We start from the raw sequence: 23,165 nt of genomic DNA, 5'->3' as shown, positions 1-23,165 counted from the left end.
ATGATACATTGCGAAAACTTGGTGAAAATTTACAAAATCGCCGATTTGGAAGTAGTCGCCTTACAGGGGCTGGACCTGCATGTAGAGGCCGGCGAGCTGATGGCGATCATCGGCAACAGCGGGAGCGGCAAATCGACGCTGCTTAACATGCTCGGCGGACTTGACCGTCCGTCGGCAGGCCGGTTGACGGTCGACGGCAAAGATTTGCTGAATATGAAGGAGAAAGATCTCGTTAAGTACAAACGCGAATCGGTCGGCTTCGTCTGGCAGAACAACGCGCGTAACCTGATTCCGTATTTAACGGCACAAGAAAATGTGGAGCTGCCGATCCTGCTGCGGGGCAAAAGGAAGCGGGAACGTGCGCTCGAGCTGCTCGAAGCCGTCGGGCTCAGCCACCGGAGAAACAACAAGCTGAATCAGCTGTCCGGGGGGGAACAGCAGCGTGTGGCGATTGCCATTGCGCTGGCGAATCATCCCAAGCTGCTGCTGGCGGATGAACCGACCGGTTCGGTGGATACGAACATGGCAAACCAGATCCTGGACTTGTTCCGCCAGCTGTGCAGAGATCTTGGGATCACGATCGTCATTGTAACCCACGATCCTGCACTGGCCAAGAAAGTGGACCGCGTCGTCGCCATCCGGGACGGGAAGACGTCTTCGGAAATTGTGAGACGCAAGTCATATGAGCAGGAACTCCTCGACCTGGAGCAGGGCATCGAAGATATGCAGGAGGAAGAATCGCATATTGAATATGCGGTGCTGGACCAAGCGGGACGGCTGCAAATCCCGGCGAGCTATTTGGAATCCATTGGTATGAAGGAAGCTAATAAAGTGAAGGTAACGGTGGAGGACGGCAAAATTGTGCTTGTACCTCCAATCAAAGTATAGCGAAGGAGCAAATGTCAATGATTAGCCAGCTTAGCAAGCTTACAACGCAAATTCCGGATACTCTCCTGCTGGAGGAACGGGCAGGCCACGTGCTTAGCGCCATTATCGGGATGGCCGATGAAGATTTCGGGCATGTTCCTTTTTTTGCCGCGAATTTAATGGAGAAGCCAGCGTTCTTGACGCATGGAGATTGGGATTACGGCTCCAGCCACGGACGGCTGATCGACGCCTTCATTTTGGCCCGCCACATGTCCGGCGACGAGCGCGGGCGCGACATTGAAGAGCATTACAGAACTAATTTCCTAAGCTTTTTCAAGGAAGACGGGCTCAGCTACCGGCAGCTGAATCCGAAAGCGCCTTGGGAAACCAACGCCAACATGATCGACCAGCGGGCCGTTATTTTGGCGCTAACGTCCTGGTACATGTCGACTGGCGACCGCAAGATCAAGCATGTTGCGGATAAACACGTGGCAGCGCTCAAGCGGATCGCCGTGAAGGAGAAGGACGTATGGTACTATCCGGCATCCGAATATAAAGACGGCGGCTGGCCGTCCACGAATGCGGTCCAGCTCCGGCTGGCCCCGGACCCGGCTGCATTCTGCGGACGCTTGGTCATGCCGCTGCTGAAATATTACGAGCTGACGGGGAATACGGATGCGTTCGAGCTGTGCCAATTCTTCAGCGCGCTCATCATTCATCGCAGCGGCGTGTTCAACCCGGACGGCAGCTTCAACGATGCACTGGCATTCCGCAGCGGGCATTTCCATACGCGCATCGGCACGCTGGACGCGCTAGCCCGTTTTGCGTGGCATACCCAGGACGCCTCCATCATCCATTTCGTGAAGAAGAGCTACGATTGGGCGCTGACACGCTGCACGAGCTTCGGCTGGACGCCGGGGGATATGCATGAGCAAGCCTTCGAACATGAAACTTGCTCGCTTGTCGACCTCATTTCTACAGGAATTACGCTCGCCCGCAGCGGCTACGTGGAATACTGGGGCGTCGTCGAGCGCTTCCTGCGCAATCATTTGACGGAATCGCAGCTGCTGAACCTGGATTGGGTGACGGACGCGGCGGATAAATCGAATGACGATGTCGGTATGAAATCCTACTATAACGTGGCGGAACGCGCACGCGGTGCCTTCGCTGGTTATTCCGCTCCCAACGATTTCTGCTGCAATGTGAGCGGAGGCCGGGGACATACCAACGACCTGCAGACATGCTGCATCGGTTCGGGAACACGGGGACTGTTCATGGGCTGGAGCAATACGATTACACAGCATAACGAAACCGTCAGCGTGAACTTCCTGCTGAATCGCGGTTCCCGCTTGCTGGACGTTAACAGCTTCCTGCCGCATGAAGGCCGGGTCGAGCTGAACATTCACCGCAGTCTGCCCAGACTGCAAGTACGCATTCCGGAGTGGGCCGGCTATGCGAAGGTCGCCGTGCACCGGGAGCAAGGAGATGCCGTACGAACACAGTCCGGCGGCGATCCGAGCATGTGGGTGAATCAGCGCTTCCTTCTGCTGGGGCAAGTCCAAGAAGGGGAGAAGATTACCATTACCTTCCCGCTTAGCGAGCGTCAAACGATCGAGAAGGCGGTCGGGCAGGATTTCATTACCCGCTGGCGCGGTGACGATGTTATTCATCTGAGCCCGGAAGGCACGCACCACCCGTTCTATAACAACCGCAAGATCTATGAGCAAGCGCCGCTTCGGAACGTCCAGTACCGCAGACTGGAAGAGGAAATGGTGTGGTAGGAGGAGGACGCATATGAGCAACTATTGGGCAGGCTCCGTAATTAAGGAAGGCTTCTCGGTCATTCAGTTGACCGACGACGACAGCCAATCCACCGCGGAGCTGATCCCGGCAATCGGCTGCAATCTCTTTCGATTCGTGTGCGGCGGTCAGGAGATCATTCTGCCGCCTGCCAGCTTGCATGCATTTCATCAAGACACGGACGCCGCTTTCAAATACGGGACGCCGATCCTGTTTCCGCCTAACCGGGTGCGGCAAGGACGTTTTACCTTCAAGGGCCGTGAATACAAACTGCCGCTCAACGAACCGCCAGACCACCATTTACACGGTGAATTATGCTCCAAAACATGGACGGTGTCGGGGTATGGCGCGTCGCAGGAGGAGGGGGCTTGGGTGACCAGCCGGTTCCGCTTGGCGGAACATCCGGAAATTATGGCTTATTTCCCCCATTTGCTGACGTTCACGATGACATACCGGGTCAAGGAAGGAAGACTGTACCAGGAGGGTGTCATCGAGAATGAAGGCATGGAGGAGGCGCCGTTCGCCTTCGGGCTGCATCCCTATTTCGCTCTGCCCTTCGGCGAGAGCATGGTTCTTCGCCTGCCTGCGGCTGAGGAATGGCCTGTAACGAATCAAGCTTTCGTAACTGGGCTGCCGGAAGCAACTGCGTTCAGCCGTAGGCTGAGCGAGGGCATCACGTTGGAGGACTATCCGCAGCTAGGTTGTTCCTTGGTCACGCTTGATCAAGCGCTGGACCGCACGTGCCGTATTGAAATGAAAGACAGAGGCCGTACAATCGCTTATCAATTGGATCCTCTTTTCCCTTATGTTGTCCTGTTTCGTCCGGATTGGGCAGAGGCGTATTCGCTGGAGCCTTACACGTATGTAACGGATGCATTCAATCTCCCTTACGAACACGAACAGACAGGAGCGCGGGGGATACGGGCCGGTGAACAGATCCGGTTCGCCAATCGTTTGTGGATCGAATAATGTGAGGAGGAATAACGGATGAGTAACATCGATTTGAACTTGCCTATCAAGCCGGAAATGCCGGCAAGGAAAGATTTCCGCATTGGCTGCATCGGTTCCGGGTTCATCATGCGCGACTGCCATCTCGTGGCCTATCGCGATGCAGGCTTTCACCCGGTGGCGATCGCTTCGCGGACTTACGAGAACGCTAAGGCGGCAGCCGATTTGCGCGGCATTGCAACAGTGTACAGAACGTGGGAGGAGCTCGTTCAGGCTCCGGACATTGAAATTCTGGACATCGCTTTTCCTCCGGACCGGCAGCTCGAAGTCGTGCGTCTTGCCGTGAAGATGAAGCATATCAAGGGGATACTATGCCAGAAGCCGCTGGCTATGAATTCCCGCGAAGCCCGCGAAATTGTCGAGCTATGCGAGCAAGCGGGCATCAAGCTAGCCGTCAATTCCAATATGCGCTTTGATCAGTCGATGCGTGCGTTGAAGGCGATTCTGGACCGGAGTTATCTCGGGCAGCCGGTGCTGGCGACCATAGAAATGCGGGCCATCCCGCATTGGCAGGACTTCCTGCATAAATATGAGCGGCTTGAGATTTTGAATATGGGCATTCATCATGTCGATGTGTTCCGTTATTTGTTTGGCGATCCTCACAAGGTTACCGCTGTTACCCGTAAGGATCCACGTACGAAATTCCCGCATCTGGACGGCATTACCCAGTATACGTTCCAGTATGCGAACGAGCTGATGGCGACGAGTCTCGATGACGTCTGGGCATGGCCGGGCGAAGGAGCAGAGAAAGATATATACATCAAATGGCGCGTAGAAGGACTTGAAGGCATGGCGCAGGGAACGATCGGCTGGCCGCTCTATCCGGAGAGATCACCCAGCACGTTGGCATTCACGACCAAACAGGCTCCGAACGAGTGGTTGCGGCCGACTTGGGATGAGGTCTGGTTCCCGGATGCGTTCCAAGGCACGATGGCGCAGCTGCTGCGGGCGGTTGAGACTGATAGCGAGCCGGAAATCAGCGGCAGGGACAATCTAAGAACGATGGCGGCGGTGGACGCCTGCTATAAGTCCATTGAGGAAGGCCGGACCGTATTATTTTCTGAAGTCAGCCATTCATTTCTATAAAAAATTAGAATCTCGAGGAGGAAATGTCTTATGATCTCAGTCGGTATTTTCAATGGGTATTATCCGTATTCCCTGGAGGAATCCATCTCCCGCATCAAAAGGGATGGCTTTTCCTGTGTGCAGCTGGATCTATCGTTCAAAGGAATGGACCTTGCCTTCGAGTCGCTTACTAAAGAGAAATGCCACATTATTCGCGATGCCTTCCGTGAAGCCAACTTGCCGATCGTCTGTATTTCCGGTTATACGAATATTATTCACCCCGACCCGAAGAAGCGGGAGCAGAATCTGTTCGGTTTGCAAACGTTATTGAAATTCGCCCGCGACTTGGGAAGTCCTTACGTCATCAGCGAGACGGGGACTTTCAACACGGAGAGCGACTGGGTATGGGATCCTAAGAACGGCACGGAGGAAGCTTACGAGCTGATTTGCAAGCAAATTGAGGACTTAGCTAAATTCGCCTATGACCATGGTTCGGTGTTCCTTGTGGAGAACTACGTCAATAATGTGATTGGCTCTGTTGACGCACTGACCCGGTTATTTTCCGATGTGAACCATCCGGGACTCGGGCTGCTCATGGATCCGACCAATTACTTCACGGACAGCAACATCGGTCACGTCGATGAAACGCTGAACCGCATCTTCAACACGCTCGGCGATAAAATAAAAATTGCCCATGCCAAGGATTGCAAGCCTGCGGAAGACTTGTCGGAGAAGCATGCCGACATCGATGCCGTCGAGTCGCATACGTTCCGTGGGGCGGGAGCTGTCGAGCTGCCTGCGCCAGGTCTCGGAATTCTCAATTATGAGCTTTATTTGCAGAAGCTATCCAAGCTGCATCCGAATATCCCGATTATTATCGAGCATCTGGATGAAGCGGATATCCCGCGTGCGAAACGATTCCTTGACGACAAGCTGAAGCGGGTCGGCGGTTAAAGGTGAAGGGCAGAGGAGGTGCTTGGCATGCCAGCCAGCATGGAACCAACGAAACAAAGGGAAAAAAGGGATTACAGCATCACAGGCGCGGAGAATCAAAAGGCCATCGACCGCGGACTGGCGGAAGCGGAATGGTACACTTGTCCGATTCCTCGGCAGCGAATGAAAGAATTGATGAAGCGTAAAGACGGTCCCGCAATCCGGGATACGGTGATCTGGTTTGTTGGACTTATTGTTCTAGGCTATTTGGCTTACCTATCCTGGGGCACCTGGTGGGCCGTTCCTGCCTTCCTGGCCTATGGCATTCTCTATGCGACGCCAGGCGATTCCAGGTGGCACGAGTGCGGTCACGGCACGGCTTTCAAAACACCGTGGATGAACGAGGTCGTCTACCAGATAGCCTCCTTCCTAGTTCTGCGGTCGGCGACGCCGTGGCGCTGGAGTCATGCCCGCCACCATACGGACACGATTATCGTCGGGCGCGACCCGGAAATTATTACAGAGCGTCCGCCGGTCTGGAAAATTCTGATTATGCAAATTTTCCATCTGTATGGCGGACCGATCGAAATTAAACGTTTCCTGCTGCACACATTCGGCAGACTGGATGAACAGGAATCTGTATATATTCCTCAATCGCAGCACCGGAAAGCGTTCCTGGAAGCGCGGATTTACATGCTCATTATTCTAGCTGTTGTTGCAGCCTGCCTGTCCACAGGAAGCATACTGCCCGCTATGTTTGTGTTCTTGCCCTCCTTTTACGGGGGTATCGTTGTTCTCCTGTTCGGTATTACGCAGCATCTGGGACTCTATGAGGACGTACTTGACCACAGGTTGAACACTCGCACCGTGTATATGAATCCCGTCTTTCGGTTCCTGTATTGGAACATGAACTATCATACGGAGCATCATATGTTTCCGATGGTTCCTTATCACGCGCTGCCTAAGCTGCATGAAGAAATGAAAGGGGATTGTCCGGCGGCAAGACCTAGTCTGTGGGCTGCGCTCAAAGAAGTTGTCGGTGCGTTAAAAAAGCAAAAGCTGGACCCTTCCTATGTTGTGGTGAAACCGCTGCCTGCAACGGCTCGCCCGTATAGGTACGGACCGGTGCATGAAATCAGAGAGAGGAGCGAATTGGGATGAGTGTTGGCGTATGGGTTGAAGCTTGCGGTGCGGACGAAGTGGAAGTGGAGGATGTGATCCGATTCGACTACAGCGACCGCACGTATGCGATTTATCGCACGGATGCAGGCGACTATTATGCATCGGACGGCTTCTGCACGCATGGTAAGTTTCATCTGTCCGATGGCTTAGTCATGGGCAAGCAGATCGAGTGCCCGAAGCATAACGGGCGGTTCGATATTCCTACCGGTGCGGCGAAGCGCGTGCCTGCGTGCGTGGATTTGCAGACGTATCCGGTGAAGGTGGAAGCTGGGAAAGTGTTTATTCAGTTGTAAAACAGGGTGCCGGATCGGCGGGACTGGGCTGTAAAGCGCAGAAGCACCGATCCGGCATTTTTACAGGAGAGCATTACTGAAGACGCAAAAACCTCGTATCCATCTTACAAGCGGGCAACGATGAATAAAATAACCTATAATCTTGCACAAAAGAGCCTATAAAATTTTCGGTTTTTTGTAATAAAGTTAGTCCATGCAGGAAAAAGAATATAAGAGAGCGGGGCTGATCGGATTGGAGAAATAGCTGTACTTGCATAAAATGTAAGCGTTTTATTGTGGTTGACATCTTTTAGGGAGGTGCATGAATTGAGAAAAAAACTTGCATTCGTTTTATCCTTTATGTTGCTGTTCTCCAGCTTAACTCCACTTGCCTATGCAGAAGAAGCCGCTTCGTCATCGACGGAGACGAAAGCGGAAGCATCGGCAGCGCCTTCAACCAAATCAGCCGAGGACGAGAAAGCAACCGAGAAACCGGCCGAGGACAAAGCAGATGAGAAAGCTGATGAGAAAGCAGACGAGAAACCCGCATCGAAGCCTGCTGCCTCTCCGACAGTAACTTCAGATACTTATTTCGCTGATCTGCTAAGCGATCTAAAGGGACTCTCCAAAGACAATAAAAAGAAAATCAACGTCATGCTGAAAATGGGCGCGATCGAAAGCGAGGCAGCAGACAAATTAGGAGCGAACACGTCAATCACACGCGCCGAACTGTCGAAAGCAGCTGTGCTGGCGATGGGGCTGACGATGGATCCGAAAGTAAAATCATCCAGCTTCAACGATGTGAAGCAGGGTGATCCTAATCTCGCTTACATCGAAGCGCTGAAGGCAGCATTACTGACATACGACACTGCCGACAACAAGTACAACCCGGAAGGTGTTGTAACCCGCCAAGAGCTCGCCATGCTGCTCCTCAAGGGGCTTGGCCTTGACGAGAAGGCTAAGAAGGCTGTGCCATCGAAGGATACGACTGTCGATGATAAATACAAAAGCTATGTAGCTTACGCACTTCAGCAGAAGCTGATGGGCAATCTGACAGGCGGGAAATTCGAAGGGACAACGAATGTTACTAGACAATCGTTAGCGTTAGCCGCTTATGAAGCATATAGACTTCATACGTCTACGGCCAAGCCAGAGAAGGCATCGATTGCTGAAGTGAAGGTTATCGGCAAAAATAAATTGTCGGTAAGGCTGAATCGCGACGTCGACACGAATAAGGCTGTGCTGAATGTGACGATCGCAGGGTTTCTGGATTCCGACAACAAGCTGGTTAAACTTGAACCGATCACGAATTGGTCTGACGACAATACGACTGCCGAGCTTGAAATGACGGATAATTTTGAGTTCGCTGAGTATCAAGTCATTCTGAGCGGTGTAGATGTTGCAAACGGCACGATGACTTTCATGCCGGAGAATGAACGTCCGGCGAAGGTAGAAATCGTAACGGCAGGAGATATACTCCCATGGTCCAAAGCGTTAATCGAATATAAAGCTGTTAACCAGTATGGCGAGCCTATGAAATTAGCAGCGAGCAACCTTAATATTTATGTAGGAGCTAATAAGCGTGTCTCATCGACCATTTTGGCGAACAGTAATACCATTATCCTCGATCTGAGTGAATTGACGCCGAACAGCCCCATTACGGTTAATCTACTTGAGCGAAGCGGTTATCTGAGCGTCAGCAAAACGTTTACGGTCGGCGACATGCCGCAGGTGAAGAGAGTTGACTTAGGAGATACGGAAAGAAATCTGATACTTCCTGCTGGACAGACGGTTTTTCAATCCGGAGGAAGAGCGTATCTTACCTTCAAGGCTTATGACCAGTATGATATGCCAATTGTTGATTCAACAATACTTAACAGATTAATGCTTAAAACTTTTACTGGCGCTCTAGGCAACGTGTTTAGAACAGACGCTCCGAACGATTTCGTTGACTTTAACAACGATGGCTTTCCGGAATTGCAATTGGCACCGTATCCGGATCTGGACAGCGACAAGGAAGTCAACGTGAATTTCATTTTCAACGGTGAACAAGTGTCACAGAAAGTGAAAGTGATCGCGCCTAAATCTCCATATTCCATTGTCATTGGACCCGTAACGGAGCCGCTGACGGAAGGAGATCTGAATAAAGAAGTCAGTTTAAAAGTGATTGATTCGGTCAATCGGGAGTTAGAAGGAGAAGAAGTTGCAGAGCTGGAATCGGCGGGCAAAATAACCGTTTACGCAACCGGAGGTATTATTCTGGAAGGGAACCCAGCTACTCGCGATGGCGTTAATGTAAAGTTAAATCCAACTGGATCAATCCGTATTAAAGAAGTTACTTCTCCAGGGCCGGCTACGATTTATATTCGGATTAATGGTCTTGACCAAACTGTTTCTTATCCGATTATGATTCAACCAGCTCGTAAGCCAAGTTCTATCAAGATGGATGAGAACAACTCTGCAGGGACCATCTTGGTGATTAATACCTTACCGGAGGGGAAAACGAAAGCCGCATTCAAAGTATTTGATCAATTCGACGCTGATTATTATACAAACAGCAATGATTATAAAGTGGAAATGAAGCTGGAAAGAATTAGCGGAGTTACAGCAGCTGTATATACATCCGGCCCCGCAGCTCTTAGCGAGGCAACACCGGTTGTATTAACCAATATATCGAGTCTACTCGATAAAAATGGTAGTAAAGGGATCTCCTTGCGCCCTATTCCTAATCAAAAAGGCAGCTACAAACTGACAGCAACATTAGTTCATTTGGACACGAACGGTCAAATTCAAGAAAGACTTGGTTCAGATTCTGTTATCGTCGATGTGGATGATCCGACGAATCCGACCTTAAACTATGCGCTTGATATTAAGTCCGGCGATCTTCTAGCTGTGGGAAGAATTCTGTACGATTCGGGCAAGCTGGACAGTGTTACGAATGCTACGTATTTGTTCAACAACTATGCTGCTCTAGCTAAGGATGTAAATGTTTTAACAAAGGACTCCTTAGGTTTGGACACCGGACTTACCGTTAAAGTTAGGGCTGTTACTTCCGATAATCCAAAGACTGTAGCCTATAAGGAAATAAAAGGCATCGGAAGACTGATGGGTCTGGATAGCGGCAAATTCAACTTTACGGTATTCTTTGATACGCCAACCGGAGTGAAGTCGCTTACCCAAAGCTTAGGTTCAGGGGTTGACTCCATGGTTCCGAATCAACTGAAGATCAAAAACAGTTCGAAAACGCTGAAAGGCGCAGGCGGGACGGCGAATCCTCTGAATGGCGTTTACTTATGGGAGACTAATCTGATGGGCCAGATTCAAGTTGTTACGACTGGTTATGGTACGTTTACCAACCAATGTTCAGGTTCCGTATCACCTTGTCCAAAAGAAAATAATCAGGATCAGTTTACTTCCATCAACGATCAGCTTTCCGTTCAAGCGTTCATTGGGGATATCGTATATACGGAACTAGATCCGGCTAAACAGGATGTTGTATCCGTAAATCCAGATTTTACATTATCTTACACACGCAATGGTTCCGATAAGTCGAAGAATAATATTAAGCAATTTACCATTTACCTCGTTGGAGGTACTCAGCAAGCGAAGACTCAAGTTTTCTTCAGCGATACGGAATAATTAACCAAAATTATCCCTGCCGGATTCCGGCAGGGATTTTTCTCTCCTGGTCTAGCAATTGGTTGCGTAATAGACCTACATTCAAGGGAATTACCTATTATTTCAAAGGGAAAAATGTAATTATTTTCATATAGTTGGCCAGCTATAAAAAAATTAAAATGGAGGGTATTCGATGAAACGTAGGAGGATCTTAAGCATAATATTAGTTTTGTGCTCGTTGTTTTTCACAGTTCAATCAGCATTTGCAAGCGGTACACCACGATTGGACCCTATTCAATGGACTGTTAATGATGCAGACAGTTCGTGTTATACGAGCCAATACAGTTCGGTTTTGAATGATTATAGCGGAGTTACTTATATGTCCGGTGGTTTAAATAGTAATTCCAGCTGTTATGGAGCAGTATACGGTACTACATATGTTTCAAATGCCAGCAAACTTTCAATTGACGTGCTTTATTCCCACTGGGGTAGGGGAAATTATTGGCATTATGCCGCTGTTTGTACCGCAAATGGTCAGTGCGTGACATCAAACGACGATTATTGGGGAGGACTTGGTGAAATTGATGTCAGCGGATATTCTGGCACGGTTTCATTCATCTTAGAGCTGTCATCAGACGGAATCGGATTTGGTGGCGCCGAGTTGGGTCTCCAAAATTTAACAGCCCAATAATATAGAAAATATTAAACAGCTTGCGGGAAAGTCCGAACATGGGCTTTCTCTTTTTTTCCTGTAGCCACAGACAGGATTGACCTATAATGACAGTCGTTTTCACTACTGGTTTGCTATTCGCAACTTTGTATACTTATCAGTAGAAGCGAGGAGGGGAACGACGTGGCTAAGAAAAGATACGTTATATGCGGTGTCAGCACAAGGGCGAACGGCATGTTTATCCGTCCTATGCTGGATACCTTCAAACAGCATTGTGAAATCGTCGGACTACTGGATGCAGATCCAAGCCGTTTTGCCAATTGTTTCAAGAAATTTCCTGCACTGGCAGGCACTCCGGTGTACGCGCCGGAGCAGTTCGAGCAGATGATCCGGGAGACGCAGCCCGACGCCGTGATCGTCGCAGGCGTGGATTATACCCATGCCGACTATATTGTGGGGGGCTTAGAGCATCATCTTGATGTCATCTCGGAGAAGCCGATGGTGACGAGCGGAGCTGACTGCAAGCGGGTGCTGGACGCCCAGCGCAACAGCAGAGGCACGCTGCATGTAACCTTCAATTATCGGTATTCACCGATTCACACGAAAATTAAGGAACTGATTCTAGAAGGACGGGTAGGAAGGGTGACGTCCGTCGATTTGAATTGGTATATCGATACGTATCACGGAGCGAGTTATTTCAAGAGATGGAACCGCAAACGCAGCAACTCCGGCGGGCTGTCCATACACAAAAGCACGCACCACTTTGATCTAGTCAATTGGTGGATCGGTCAGAAACCATTGGAAGCGTTTGCATATGGGGCGCTCAACTATTTCGGTCCGAACGGCGAGCTTAATCCCGAGAAGGAAGACGGCAGGTATTGCGGCACATGCAAAGTCAAGCCGTCATGTACGTACTTCATGCGCTGGTCTTCCCGCAGCAAAGAGGTTGTACCGCCGGACGACCATGTGACGGCCGTGGATATTCAGCCTGCCAATTATACGGGATACCGTCCTGACGGATGCATTTTCGACTCTGAGATTGATATCGAGGACACGTACTCAGCGGTGGTTAAGTATGACAAAGGCGCGATGCTCAGCTATTCGGTGAATTTCTCGCTGCCGTACGAAGGCTATAGGCTCGCGATTAACGGTACCAGAGGCCGAATCGAAACGAAGGAGATTATGTCCGGACGGGCTGCCTTCCATGTACCGGAGCAAACGATTGACTATTTCCCGCTATTCGGGGGAAAAGAAACGATTCAAGTCGTACCGCAAACAGGTGGGCATGGCGGAGGCGATCCGCTTATTCTGGAGGACTTGTTCCTCGGACCTGATCCGCTGCGTCCTTACGACATTATGGCAGGTGCCGAAGCCGGAGCCTTGGCCGTACTGACCGGTGAAGCCGTCTGGAAATCGGCGCTTGCGAATCAACCTGTCCGCTTAGCCGATCTGCTGGTTCAGCCGGACCTAGCAGAAGTTTCGAAAGGGGGAACACATCGTGTTTGAGAATTTCCAAAATGTTCAAATAGCCAACTTTGATGTCAAAAGCCAACTTCCGAGGTGGATCTACGAATCCGCCATGCGTGCCGCCGAGAAAGGCGAGCAGGACCGTGAAGCTATTCAAAATGTCAACGATCTGAGTTTGCGGCAAAAGAAGATCCGCCAGGAAATTGTGAACTGCCTTGGCGGTATGCCGGCCTTAGATACGCCTCTCCATCCGCGTGTGACCGGCAAGGTTGCAGGGAACGGTTTCAGCGTGGAGAAAATCATCTTCGAGCCGAGACCGCACGTGTATGCCACGGCTAATCTGTACGTGCCGGACGGGATCACGGAACCGCGCGGAGCCGTGCTGCTCCTGTGCGGGCACCGCGAGCAGGCGAAGCATTGCGACGAGTATCAGACGGTATGCCACTACTTGGTGCATGCCGGTCTAATCGTAATGTCGCTGGATCCGTTAGGTCAAGGCGAGCGGTTCGGCTTCTATGATCCGGAGACGGGGCAAGCCCCGATGACGAGCGTGACGGAGCATGAGAACGTCGGCCGGCAATGCCTGCCGCTTGGCGACAGCTTCGCGCGCTACATGCTGCATGATTGCGTGCGCGCCATCGATTACTTGTGCACGAGGCCGGAAGTCGATCCGGCGAAGATCGGGGTTACCGGCCATTCCGGCGGCGGTACACAAACATCGCTGCTCATGATGTACGACGAGCGCATCGCTGCCGCCGCACCCGGCGGATTTATTATGAACCGCCCTTACTTCCTGCTCACGGGCAAAGCGCAGGATGCCGAGCAGAAGTGGCCCGGCTTCTCGGCCTTGGGCTTCGACCACGAGGATATCGTGCTCGCCATGGCTCCGCGACCGGTACGCGTGCTCGCGACCACCTACGATACCGTTCCGATCGAGGCGCCTCGCCATACGGTAGCCATTAACCGCAGGTTCTGGGAGATGCACGGCAAGGGGCATCTCCTGGATATTTTCGAGGATGAGAATGCGCACCGCTTCACGCTTCCGCTGGCACGGGCGGCTGCCGAGTTCTTCTCTGAACATCTGCTGGGCCGTAAGGTGACGGTGTCGCAGGAAACCATCCAACTGCTGCCTGCCGAGCAGCTCCGCTGCACGCAGAGCGGTCAAGTGATCGGGGAATGCCCGAATGCCCGAAGCATCCACACGGAAACGGTCGACCGTCTGAATGTGCTGGAGAAAGCGCGCCAGTCGCTGCCGGCGGATATGCACAAACGGCAGGCGCTGACCTGGCTGCGAAACGCTGTCTATGCGAAACGCAAGCCGTGCGATCTGAATCCGCGTCTTTCCGGGGGCGGAGAGGTGGAGCAGCTGTGGGCGCTTAGAACGGTCTGGTGGAGCCAGAAGGGACTGCTCAATAATGCGCTGCAGTTCTTCCGGTCGGAGCTCGCGGGCCGCAGGCTGCCGATTACGATCGCCATCTGGGACGGCGGTACCAAACAGACCGACGCGCATGCCAATTGGATCGAGGAAACTTGTGCCGCCGGCCGCATCGCCATGGTGCTGAACCCCGTGGGCATCGGATCGCTTTTGCCTTATCTTAATAATCCTGAAGAGAAGCCGTTCAAGCGCTTCGGCATGATGGACCGTTATACGGATGAGCTCATGTGGCTTGGCGACAGCATGGCGGCCGTCCGCACCTACGATGTCCTGCGTGCGGTGGAGCTGGCAACGACGCTAAAGAATGTCGATCCGGATCAGATCGAGCTCTACGGAAGCGGGAAGTATGCCATTTATGCGGAGCTTGCGGCACTTCTCGACAATCGGGTCAGAAACGTCAATTTAACGGACCGAATGAGCAGTATCGGCGAGTGGATCAGAGAACCATTTTATGATGAAACGGATTCCTTAAGCTTTATTATGCCGGGCATGCTCCGCTATTTCGATATCCCGGACGCGGACCGTTGGCTCCTGCAAGAGGGACGATTGGGCAATGCCACGCCGCTTGTGCAAGATTCAGCAAGCTAAAGGAGGAGAAGGGATGACTACAGTTGTTGCGGTGTATACGGGCCAAGGGCTTTCGGAGCGAATCGCGCCGATCTTTCGGGAGGAATTGCCGGGCTGCCGCCTTGTTAACATTATCGACGACAGCTTGATTGCCGAGGTCATTCAGGCGGGGAATGTGACGACGGGCGTCATCCGTCGTCTCGTGCAGTACTACCGGCACGCGGAAGATATCGGGGCTGACCTGATTCTCAATACATGCTCTTCGGTCGGCGAAGTGGCGGACCGCGTGCGCCCTCTGTTTCATATTCCCATTGTGAAAATCGATGATGAAATGGCCCGCCAAGCGACTTTGAATTTCGAACGGATCGGCGTGCTGGCGACGCTGCCGACCACGCTTGAGCCAACCAGGCATTTGCTGCAGCGGGAAGCCGAGCTTCAGAAGCGCCAGGTCACCGTGCATGATGCCTTGGCGGAAGGCGCTTATCAAGCTTTGGTGTCAGGCCAGCCTGATGAGCATGACCGGTTGATCTATGAAGCGGCTAAATCCGTTGCAGGCAAAGCCGACGCGCTCGTGCTGGCACAAGGCTCCATGGTTAGAATGGAGAAAACGCTGCGGGAGGAAACCGGACTTCCCGTATATGCAAGCCCCCGGTTGGGGATGATGGCTGTGCGCGCCGAATTGGAAAGACAGGGGAAATATCCATGCTAACGAACAATCAAATCATTGCCACCTATTGGCTTGAAACGGCTCTTTCCTTGGAGCAAGCGAGTGAAATTATCGTCGGTGAGCAGTCCACAGGGACGTTCATCGCGCTGCCGAACGAAACGGAGAGCTTAAAGCTGAAGCACCGTGCCCAGATCGTATCCATCACAGAACTCGATAGCGTGCCGTTTCCCTCGCTTCCAGGAGCGAAGGTTCCTGCCGGACGCAAAGGCGAGTTTCGCCGTGGCATCGTGAAGATTGCTTTTCCATATGACAACATCGGCCCGTCCATTCCGAATGTGCTCGCGACGGTCGCGGGCAATCTGTACGAATTGGAAGAGCTGTCCGGACTGCGCCTGCTCGATCTTGAGCTGCCTTCAGCATTCCTGGATAGGTACGAAGGACCGCGCTTCGGTATTTCCGGTACAAGGGAACTGACCGGTGTTCATAACCGGCCTATCATCGGGACAATTATTAAGCCGAACATCGGATTGCCGACCGATCAGCTCCGGGCTATTGTCCGGGAACTTGCGATGGCCGGCATTGATTTCATCAAAGATGACGAGGTTCACGGCAATCCGCCGTATGCTCCGATCAGCCAGCGCGTGAAGGCCGTAATGGAAGAGATCGAACGGGTAGCGGACATCACGGGCAAAAAAACGATGTACGCCTTTAACATCACGGACGATATCGATCCGATGCTGCAGCATTTGGAAACCGTCGTCAACTCCGGCGGCAACTGTGTTATGGTCAGCGTGAACAGCATCGGGTTTGCGGGTTTGGCTCATCTGAGGAAGCATGCGCCTGTATGCATTCACGGGCACCGGAACCAGTGGGGAATGCTGTCGAGGTATCCGTATCTAGGTATGTCCTTTGCGGCTTATCAAAAACTATGCCGCCTCGCCGGTGTAGACCATTTGCATGTGAATGGGCTCAACAATAAGTTCTATGAAAGCAACGGCTCCGTCATCGATAGCGTGCAGGACTGCTTGAAGCCGATGTTCGGCGCCTCGGATACGGTACTCCCCGTGCTGTCTTCGAAGCAATGGGCGGGCGCAGCGCCGGAGACGTTCAAGACTCTGGGCACCGTCGATCTGATGAATATCGCCGGGGGCGGCATTCATGCTCATCCGGGCGGTCCGGGCGCAGGCTTCCGCAGCCTTGTTCAAGGATGGGAGGCGGCGCTAGCAGGCATTCCGCTCGACTTGTATGGAGAGAAGCATCCGGAATTGAAGCAGGCTTTGGCCGCTTTCGGCTGAAGCTCGGCGGATGAGAGACGGGAGACGATAGCGAATGCGGATATGTTATTACGGGGATGACTTCACCGGGTCAACGGATGTGCTGGAGGCGCTGACAGCGGGCGGAATGCGCGTCATCTTGTTCATGGACGTTCCGGGCAAGGCGTTGTGGGAGGAGAAATTCCGGCATTACGACGGCTTCGGTGTAGCCGGCGTGAGCCGGACGATGAGCCCGGAGGGGATGGAGAGCGCGCTTCGGCCGGCGCTAGCGGCGTTTAAAGCTTTCCAGCCGGATATCATTCACTACAAAATATGCTCTACCTTCGATTCCTCCCCGCAAGTCGGCAGCATCGGGAAAGCCATCGAAATCGGCCGGGATCTCTTCCCGGACCAACGGTTTACGCCGCTTTTGGCAGGTTCGCCTGTCCTGAAGCGGTATACCGTGTTTGGCAACCATTTTACAGGACACGGGGAGGCTACGCTTCGCTTAGACCGGCATCCGAATATGACCAACCACCCGGTTACGCCGATGAATGAAGCGGACCTCCGGGTTCATTTGGCTGAGCAGACATCCGGTTCGATCGGCTTATTCGATGTCCTCGATCTGGAGCTAAGCGGAGAAGAGTTGAAAGAACGGTTGGAAGAGAGACTGCAGGATAACCTCGATATCGTGTTATTCGATGTGCTGACGAACGAGCATCTTGCCAGAATCGGCAGCCTGCTTGCGGAAGAGAGCAAGCGGGCGCCTTTGTTCGCAGCAGGCTCCTCAGGGGTGGAATACGCGCTGGTCGCTCACCTGCGGGAACTCGGCAGGCTGCCTGCCTGCGCCCCAGATTTGCGAGCGGAACCCGCCGAACAGCTGCTCGTCGTATCCGGCAGCTGTTCGCCTGCGACCAGCGCGCAAATTAATTGGGCTTTGGCGCACGGATATGCGGGGGTTCGCGTGCCTGCGCCTTTATTTTTCGCGGAAGATGCAGCAGAGGTTCAAGAGCAGGTCATGCGCGAGGCGGAGCGTCATCTCCGGGCAGGCAAGAATGTCATTATGTACACAGCGCTGGGACCGAATGATGAATCAATAGCAGAAACACATCAATTGCTGAGCCAGGATGGCCGGCACTTGTCGGCAACCGGTGAGCGAATCGGCGGGCGGTTGGGCGAAATGGCCAAACAACTCGTGATGTCAGCCGGTCTCCGCAGGGTCGTCTTTGCCGGAGGCGATACGTCGGGCTTTGCGATCAAACAGTTGAATTTATACGCGTTGGAAATGATTGCGCCTGTCGTTCCGGGTGGTCCGCTGTGCCGGGCCTATTCGCACGATGAACGATTGGACGGTTTGGAAGTCGTCTTGAAGGGCGGGCAAGTGGGACCGCCGGATTTTTTTGAACGGGTTCGCTTAGGGCTATCGTGACTGTCTGAAGGGACGGAGTAGTCGGATAGCAGCTATGACGGAAAGAAGGTGTACGATGCGGAAAGAGGTAAATTCCCATCTGATACGGCGGTATTTTAAATTTCTGAAGCCATACCGTTTTATGATTTTGACGATTGTCGGGCTGGGCATTCTGCAATTTATCGTGCCCATGACCGTGCCTTGGATGACCAAAGTGCTAATCGACGAAGTGCTTCCTTTAAAAAGCAGTTCATGGACACTGTCCAAGGTGATCGGTGTTTTGGCAGCCGTCTACCTGTTTGGGACAATTGTGAATTATGCCCGTCAATGGGTAATGGCGAGAATGGGCAATTCGATGGTCATCGACATCCGGTTCCAGCTCTATGAGCATATGCAGAAGCTGTCTCAGCGGTTCTATGACAGCCGACAAGTCGGAAGCATCGTCTCGCGAATTCTGAATGATGTGAATGGCGCGCAAAATCTGGTCGGCGCCGGGGTCATTAATCTCGTTATCGACCTATTTCTAGTCGTCTTCGCCGGATTTATGCTGTTTCATATGGATTGGAAGCTGGCTCTGCTGTCGCTATGGCTGCTTCCCGTTTATTATTTAACTTTTACGAACGCGAATGTGCATATTCGTTATGCGTGGCGCTCGGTGCACCGGCAGATGGAGCGCATGTCCGGCGTGCTCGTAGAGCGTATTGCCGGGATGAAAGTGGTGCAGGCCTTTAACCGGGAATTAATGGAGCTGAACCGTTTCAAAAAGCAAGCATCAGCCCATTATACGTACGCGATGACGGCCCAATTTCTCTCGAACACCTTAGGTCGCATCAGTCAAACGTTTCAAGACTTCGGGGGACTGCTCATCTGGTTCGCAGGGGGAACGATGGTCATTCGGGGCAAGATGTCGGTCGGCGAATTGATTGCTTTTCAAGCGTATTTGTCCCAAATGTACGGTCCCATTCAACGATTTTCCGATGTGAACGTTACGATCCAAAATTCGCTTGCTAACGTGGAAAGAATTTTCGAGGTGTTCGATATTGAACCCGAAATCAAGAATATCGATAATCCCCGGCCGCTCAAAACGTGCAAGGGTGAAATTGAATTTCATGATGTCGGTTTCGATTACGTGATCGAAAGGCCTGAGAAGCAGCCGGTCGAAGCGGAGCCGAAGGATAAAGATTTGGTTGAGCGGCAGAAGCCCGCCAAGCGGTTCTATTGGATTCCGCCGAAAATGAGACCGGATCCGCCCTCCATGGTCACGGAGTCCAGGGCTGCGCTTCAAGGGATCAGCTTCAAGGCTAGAAGCGGCGATGTCATTGCGCTTGTCGGGCCAAGCGGCGCGGGCAAGTCGACGATTATTAATTTGCTGCTCCGTTTCTATGATCCCAATAAAGGCAGTGTGACGCTCGACGGGGAAGACATGCGCAATTATGATTTGCATGATTTGCGAAGCCATATGGCGCTCGTGCTGCAGGACAATATTTTGTTCTCGGGAACGGTCTATGAGAATATCGCTTACGGCAGCCCCAAGGCGTCGAAGGAGCAAATTATCGCGGCCGCTGAGGCGGCTAATGCGCATGAGTTCATTGAAGAATGGGAGCTCGGTTATGAAACCATGATCGGCGAACGCGGCGTTCGGCTCTCGGGCGGGCAGAAGCAGCGCATTGCGATCGCGCGAGCGCTTCTCAAGAGTCCCCGCATCTTAATTCTGGATGAGGCTACATCAGCGCTCGACGCCGAGTCCGAGCATTTGGTGACGGAGGCGCTCGGACGGCTTATGGAAGGGCGGACGACGTTCGTTATCGCACATCGTCTCGCAACCGTAGTCCGGGCCGATCAAATCCTCGTCATCGACCGCGGACGGATCGTTGAGCGAGGCAAGCATCCCGTGCTGCTCGCGCAGAACGGGCTGTACCGCGAATTGTACGAAAAGCAGTTGAAGGCCATGAGGCCGGAAGAGCTGCTCGGTCTTGAAACGATGGGTAAACAGGCGTAAACGACATTTTAGGTGGAAAGGAAGCTGCTGATGACCAGATTGTCCAAACGAATTCCCGGCCTCATGTCCATTGCTATGGCTGCCATGGTAAGTTCGCTGATCCCATCTGCCGTGTATGCAGACGGTGCAGCCAGCAGTATGGCGCAAACGGCTATCTCATTGAATCGTATTCAGCTAGGTGCAGGCAGTTACGCAGAGATCAATCAGTTGAATCTGCTGTCGGATCAGAACGGCAATATCGTGACATTCACTTTAAGCATTACGAACAAAAGCGCGGAGAGCCTGTCGCTCATTGATTACTGGGTGCGCTTGTACGGCAAGAACGGCGATAAATTTACGGCCAAAATGATGCTGCAGGACAAAGAGAAAACGAAAATTGCAGCGGGCTCTACCCAGCAATATACCTATTATGCGATGGTCAACGAAGGAACGTCTTTGCATGATCTGACATTCAGTTTGGGCAAATGGGATTTCTCACTCGCTTCCTTCGAACGCAAGCTTGGCGACATTCCCGTACCTGATGACTTTACGCAAGTGACGCCGGCCGGCAGCTCGCAAGCCGTCAAAATGTCAGGCACAACCATGGATGTCAAGGTGACCGAATATACGCTTGGCCGTAATGAAAAGAACAGCTTACCCCAATTAACGCTGCAGCTTACCAATACCGGCAAATACAGTTCTGCCGTACCTGAATACCAGTTCGCTATACGCTCCTCGGAAGGGTATACGTATCCGCTGCAAGCCAAAGGGCTGAAAGATCTCATCGTCGGCTCCCAAGAGTCGAAGGAAGTGGAGCTAACGGGCAGCATCCCTGCCTCGGTCGTCTCGGAGGATTGGCAGCTGGTGATTGCGCAGAATTTGCCCGATTTGAAGCTGAACGTTCCGGTTGCCTATTTGGCGCTGCCGGCCCAGTCCGAGCAGGCGGTGACAGGTGCGGGCGAAGAGGCGGAGTTTACCGATGAGAATGGCATGTATACGGCCCAAATGAACGGCATGTACCGACTGCCATGGGAAGATGAGGATATTCTGACGGCCGACTTATCGCTTCTGAATAAAGGGGCGGATTCGCTGCCGATTCCGGACTTGAAGGGTTACTTCCTGCTGGATGGTAAAGTGAAAGTGGAAGCGAAGGTCATCGTTCCCGCCAAGGTATTGGGGCTTGGGATAGGGAGCTCGATCGGGATGCAGATGGCGGCGAAAGTTCCGTATACGTACGAATTCTCCGAGTTAAAGTTAGTGCTGCAGGAAAAAACGTCCGAGGATAAAATCGTCGACTTGCTGGAGTTCGAGACGCAGGCGGATCTGTTGAAAGTGCCGGTTCAAGCGGCTTCAGCTGCGTACGAATTGGCGGATCCGGGCTATCAGGCCAAATATTCCATTCAAAACGTATTGGCCTACGAAGGCGAATCGACAGATCAGTACACGGTGCGGGTGCTCGCCCAGAATCTGGAGAAAAGATTCACGAACTTAGCGAAGCTGGTGGCGAGCTTCCGCTCGGCGAGCGGTACCATGTATCCTGCGAGCGTGCTGGATGTGAAGGAGAAGGTGGGACCCGACGGGAAAGCGCTGCTGATTGTCTCCAGCATGCTTCCGAAGGGGTTAGACAAGAGCGGTATGAGCCTGCTGCTCGGGGAAGCCGTTGCGGAGAATGGCAAGCTGGTATCTACGGAAGCTGATGATGATGATGACGATGACGACTCGGACGACGACGATTCGTCTGATGCCGATCTCTATGTGAAGCCTTTCGCCTTCTGGCTGCCGGATGCTCAGCACGAGGTGAAGACACCGCTGAAGGGGATCCAGCTTGCGCCGTACACGATCTCCATCGACCATTTCGGCACGACGCTGAACGATGAAGAGCTGTCCTTGAAGTTCAACTATGAAATCGTGAAGGACATGAGCACGAAGATTAGCACGCAGGGGCGTAAGATTATTTTTCAGATCAACGATACGAACGGTATGCGGGCTATCGAATGGTCGGCTGACTTGAGCAGCTTCGAGCGGCAGCCGAATGAATCGCCGGAGACGCCGCAGTCGAAGCTGAAGGTCGGCAAGCATACCGATTTCAAAATCAGCCTCGAGAATGGCGATTTAATCTACAAGCTGAGCTTCCTCAAAACGTACGACTTCAATATTTATGAGGAGTTTGAAGGTCATCGCCGATTGGTGGCGACGATGAAGAACGACTGGTTCGCGACTTCGGATTAGCGCGAGTTGACGACTGATGCCCTTGGCCTTGACGGCTGAGGGCATTATTGTTGTGTCCGTTTAGTCGGACGGACAGTTCGAGCGGGGCCGGGCGCGGTTCAGAGGGCCGCCGGCCGGCAGGGAGCAGCGTCGCCGCCAAGGCCGGGCGCGCTAACAGTCACCACGGCCGCTAAAGCCGTGGGAACCGGTGCGTTCGGATTCTAACGGACACAGGAGACGCTATTCGCCGATTTTCGGCGAAATTCAGCCGAAACCGGGCAAATAGCGGCGCTGGTGTCCGTTAGAATTCTGCAACGGCCGAAATGGGCCGAATAAGGTCCGCTGTGTCCGTTAGCCGGCCGCGACCGACTGGCGTGGGGGCTTGCCGCAACCGGTGGCGAGTTGCTCTGCCGGAGGCGCCTGGAAGGACGGCCCTAGGCTCAGCCGGCGTGTCCGCTGCCCAAGCCGGGCCGGCGACGGCAGGCAGCATCCCCCGCGCCAAGTCCGGGCGCGCTAACGGTCACCACGGCCGCTAAAGCCGTGGGAAACGGTCCGTTCGGATTCTAACGGACACAGGAGACCCTATTCGCCGATTTCCGGCGAAATTCAGCCGAAAACGGGCAAATAGCAGCGCTGGTGTCCGTTAGAATTCTGCATCGGCCGAAATGGGCCGAATAAGGTCCGCTATGTCCGTTAGCCGGCCGCGACCGGTTGGCGTGGGGGCTGGCCGCAACCGGCGCTAGCGGCCAGCGGCCAGCGCCTGCGGT

At 53.0% G+C, this 23,165-nt stretch carries 17 protein-coding genes; all 17 read left to right on the top strand.

Annotated elements, in window-relative coordinates; genetic code table 11:
* Complete coding sequence (locus tag PUT07_RS18920; protein WP_274469916.1) at positions 1-888, top strand: ABC transporter ATP-binding protein; 888 nt, start codon at positions 1-3, stop codon at positions 886-888.
* Between the two features lie 17 nt (positions 889-905).
* Positions 906-2,648, top strand: coding sequence for a hypothetical protein (locus PUT07_RS18915; RefSeq protein ID WP_274469915.1), 1,743 nt, complete (start codon positions 906-908; stop codon positions 2,646-2,648).
* Between the two features lie 13 nt (positions 2,649-2,661).
* Positions 2,662-3,636: an aldose 1-epimerase gene (locus PUT07_RS18910; RefSeq protein WP_274469914.1), complete on the top strand. Its 975-nt coding sequence runs from the start codon at positions 2,662-2,664 to the stop codon at positions 3,634-3,636.
* A gap of 18 nt (positions 3,637-3,654) precedes the next feature.
* Positions 3,655-4,761, top strand: coding sequence for a Gfo/Idh/MocA family protein (locus PUT07_RS18905; protein ID WP_274469913.1), 1,107 nt, complete (start codon positions 3,655-3,657; stop codon positions 4,759-4,761).
* 30 nt (positions 4,762-4,791) lie between these two features.
* Positions 4,792-5,694, top strand: a complete 903-nt coding sequence (locus tag PUT07_RS18900) for a sugar phosphate isomerase/epimerase family protein (protein WP_274469912.1) — start codon at positions 4,792-4,794, stop codon at positions 5,692-5,694.
* 27 nt (positions 5,695-5,721) lie between these two features.
* Positions 5,722-6,834: a fatty acid desaturase family protein gene (locus PUT07_RS18895; protein WP_274469911.1), complete on the top strand. Its 1,113-nt coding sequence runs from the start codon at positions 5,722-5,724 to the stop codon at positions 6,832-6,834.
* Positions 6,831-7,148 (top strand): MocE family 2Fe-2S type ferredoxin, encoded by a 318-nt coding sequence (locus PUT07_RS18890; protein ID WP_274469910.1) that lies wholly within the window; start codon positions 6,831-6,833, stop codon positions 7,146-7,148. Before PUT07_RS18895 ends, PUT07_RS18890 begins: the two co-directional genes overlap by 4 nt.
* Positions 7,149-7,454: 306 nt before the next feature.
* A complete protein-coding gene (locus PUT07_RS18885; RefSeq protein ID WP_274469909.1) occupies positions 7,455-10,766 on the top strand; it encodes a cell envelope integrity protein TolA in 3,312 nt (1,103 codons plus the stop codon).
* 358 nt (positions 10,767-11,124) lie between these two features.
* Positions 11,125-11,436 carry a hypothetical protein gene (locus PUT07_RS18880; protein WP_274469908.1) on the top strand — a complete coding sequence of 104 codons (312 nt, stop codon included), beginning with the start codon at positions 11,125-11,127 and terminating at the stop codon, positions 11,434-11,436.
* A 162-nt stretch (positions 11,437-11,598) separates the two neighbouring features.
* Complete coding sequence (locus tag PUT07_RS18875) at positions 11,599-12,921, top strand: Gfo/Idh/MocA family protein (protein ID WP_274469907.1); 1,323 nt, start codon at positions 11,599-11,601, stop codon at positions 12,919-12,921.
* Positions 12,914-14,905: an alpha/beta hydrolase family protein gene (locus PUT07_RS18870; protein WP_274469906.1), complete on the top strand. Its 1,992-nt coding sequence runs from the start codon at positions 12,914-12,916 to the stop codon at positions 14,903-14,905. The genes PUT07_RS18875 and PUT07_RS18870 overlap by 8 nt, the downstream gene beginning before the upstream one ends.
* A 13-nt stretch (positions 14,906-14,918) precedes the next feature.
* Entirely contained in the window at positions 14,919-15,593 is a 675-nt protein-coding gene (locus PUT07_RS18865) for an aspartate/glutamate racemase family protein (RefSeq protein ID WP_274469905.1), read from the top strand.
* Complete coding sequence (locus PUT07_RS18860) at positions 15,587-16,846, top strand: ribulose-bisphosphate carboxylase large subunit family protein (protein ID WP_274469904.1); 1,260 nt, start codon at positions 15,587-15,589, stop codon at positions 16,844-16,846. Before PUT07_RS18865 ends, PUT07_RS18860 begins: the two co-directional genes overlap by 7 nt.
* 34 nt (positions 16,847-16,880) lie before the next feature.
* On the top strand, positions 16,881-18,233 hold the full coding sequence (locus PUT07_RS18855) for a four-carbon acid sugar kinase family protein (protein ID WP_274469903.1): 1,353 nt from the start codon (positions 16,881-16,883) through the stop codon (positions 18,231-18,233).
* A 55-nt stretch (positions 18,234-18,288) separates the two neighbouring features.
* Positions 18,289-20,211: an ABC transporter ATP-binding protein gene (locus tag PUT07_RS18850; protein WP_274469902.1), complete on the top strand. Its 1,923-nt coding sequence runs from the start codon at positions 18,289-18,291 to the stop codon at positions 20,209-20,211.
* Positions 20,212-20,241: 30 nt separating this feature from the next.
* Entirely contained in the window at positions 20,242-22,419 is a 2,178-nt protein-coding gene (locus PUT07_RS18845; RefSeq protein WP_274469901.1) for a hypothetical protein, read from the top strand.
* Positions 22,420-22,742: 323 nt separating this feature from the next.
* The gene (locus PUT07_RS18840) at positions 22,743-22,934 is read left to right on the top strand and encodes a hypothetical protein (protein WP_274469900.1); all 192 of its coding nucleotides are present in this window, start codon (positions 22,743-22,745) and stop codon (positions 22,932-22,934) included.
* Positions 22,935-23,165 lie beyond the last annotated feature (231 nt).

The sequence above is a fragment of the Paenibacillus sp. MAHUQ-63 genome (assembly GCF_028765165.1).
Taxonomy (GTDB): Bacteria; Bacillota; Bacilli; order Paenibacillales; family NBRC-103111; genus Paenibacillus_E.
Note: the sequence above shows the minus strand (reverse complement) of the source record. Positions and strands in the feature narration are given on the sequence as shown.

What these genes read in the sequence shown, in the direction of transcription:
- PUT07_RS18920 (WP_274469916.1), top strand. Translation starts at nt 1, where the DNA reads ATGATACATTGCGAAAACTTGGTGAAAATTTACAAAATCGCCGATTTG.
- PUT07_RS18915 (WP_274469915.1), top strand. Translation starts at nt 906, where the DNA reads ATGATTAGCCAGCTTAGCAAGCTTACAACGCAAATTCCGGATACTCTC.
- PUT07_RS18910 (WP_274469914.1), top strand. Translation starts at nt 2,662, where the DNA reads ATGAGCAACTATTGGGCAGGCTCCGTAATTAAGGAAGGCTTCTCGGTC.
- PUT07_RS18905 (WP_274469913.1), top strand. Translation starts at nt 3,655, where the DNA reads ATGAGTAACATCGATTTGAACTTGCCTATCAAGCCGGAAATGCCGGCA.
- PUT07_RS18900 (WP_274469912.1), top strand. Translation starts at nt 4,792, where the DNA reads ATGATCTCAGTCGGTATTTTCAATGGGTATTATCCGTATTCCCTGGAG.
- PUT07_RS18895 (WP_274469911.1), top strand. Translation starts at nt 5,722, where the DNA reads ATGCCAGCCAGCATGGAACCAACGAAACAAAGGGAAAAAAGGGATTAC.
- PUT07_RS18890 (WP_274469910.1), top strand. Translation starts at nt 6,831, where the DNA reads ATGAGTGTTGGCGTATGGGTTGAAGCTTGCGGTGCGGACGAAGTGGAA.
- PUT07_RS18880 (WP_274469908.1), top strand. Translation starts at nt 11,125, where the DNA reads ATGTCCGGTGGTTTAAATAGTAATTCCAGCTGTTATGGAGCAGTATAC.
- PUT07_RS18865 (WP_274469905.1), top strand. Translation starts at nt 14,919, where the DNA reads ATGACTACAGTTGTTGCGGTGTATACGGGCCAAGGGCTTTCGGAGCGA.
- PUT07_RS18860 (WP_274469904.1), top strand. Translation starts at nt 15,587, where the DNA reads ATGCTAACGAACAATCAAATCATTGCCACCTATTGGCTTGAAACGGCT.
- PUT07_RS18855 (WP_274469903.1), top strand. Translation starts at nt 16,881, where the DNA reads ATGCGGATATGTTATTACGGGGATGACTTCACCGGGTCAACGGATGTG.
- PUT07_RS18850 (WP_274469902.1), top strand. Translation starts at nt 18,289, where the DNA reads ATGCGGAAAGAGGTAAATTCCCATCTGATACGGCGGTATTTTAAATTT.
- PUT07_RS18845 (WP_274469901.1), top strand. Translation starts at nt 20,242, where the DNA reads ATGACCAGATTGTCCAAACGAATTCCCGGCCTCATGTCCATTGCTATG.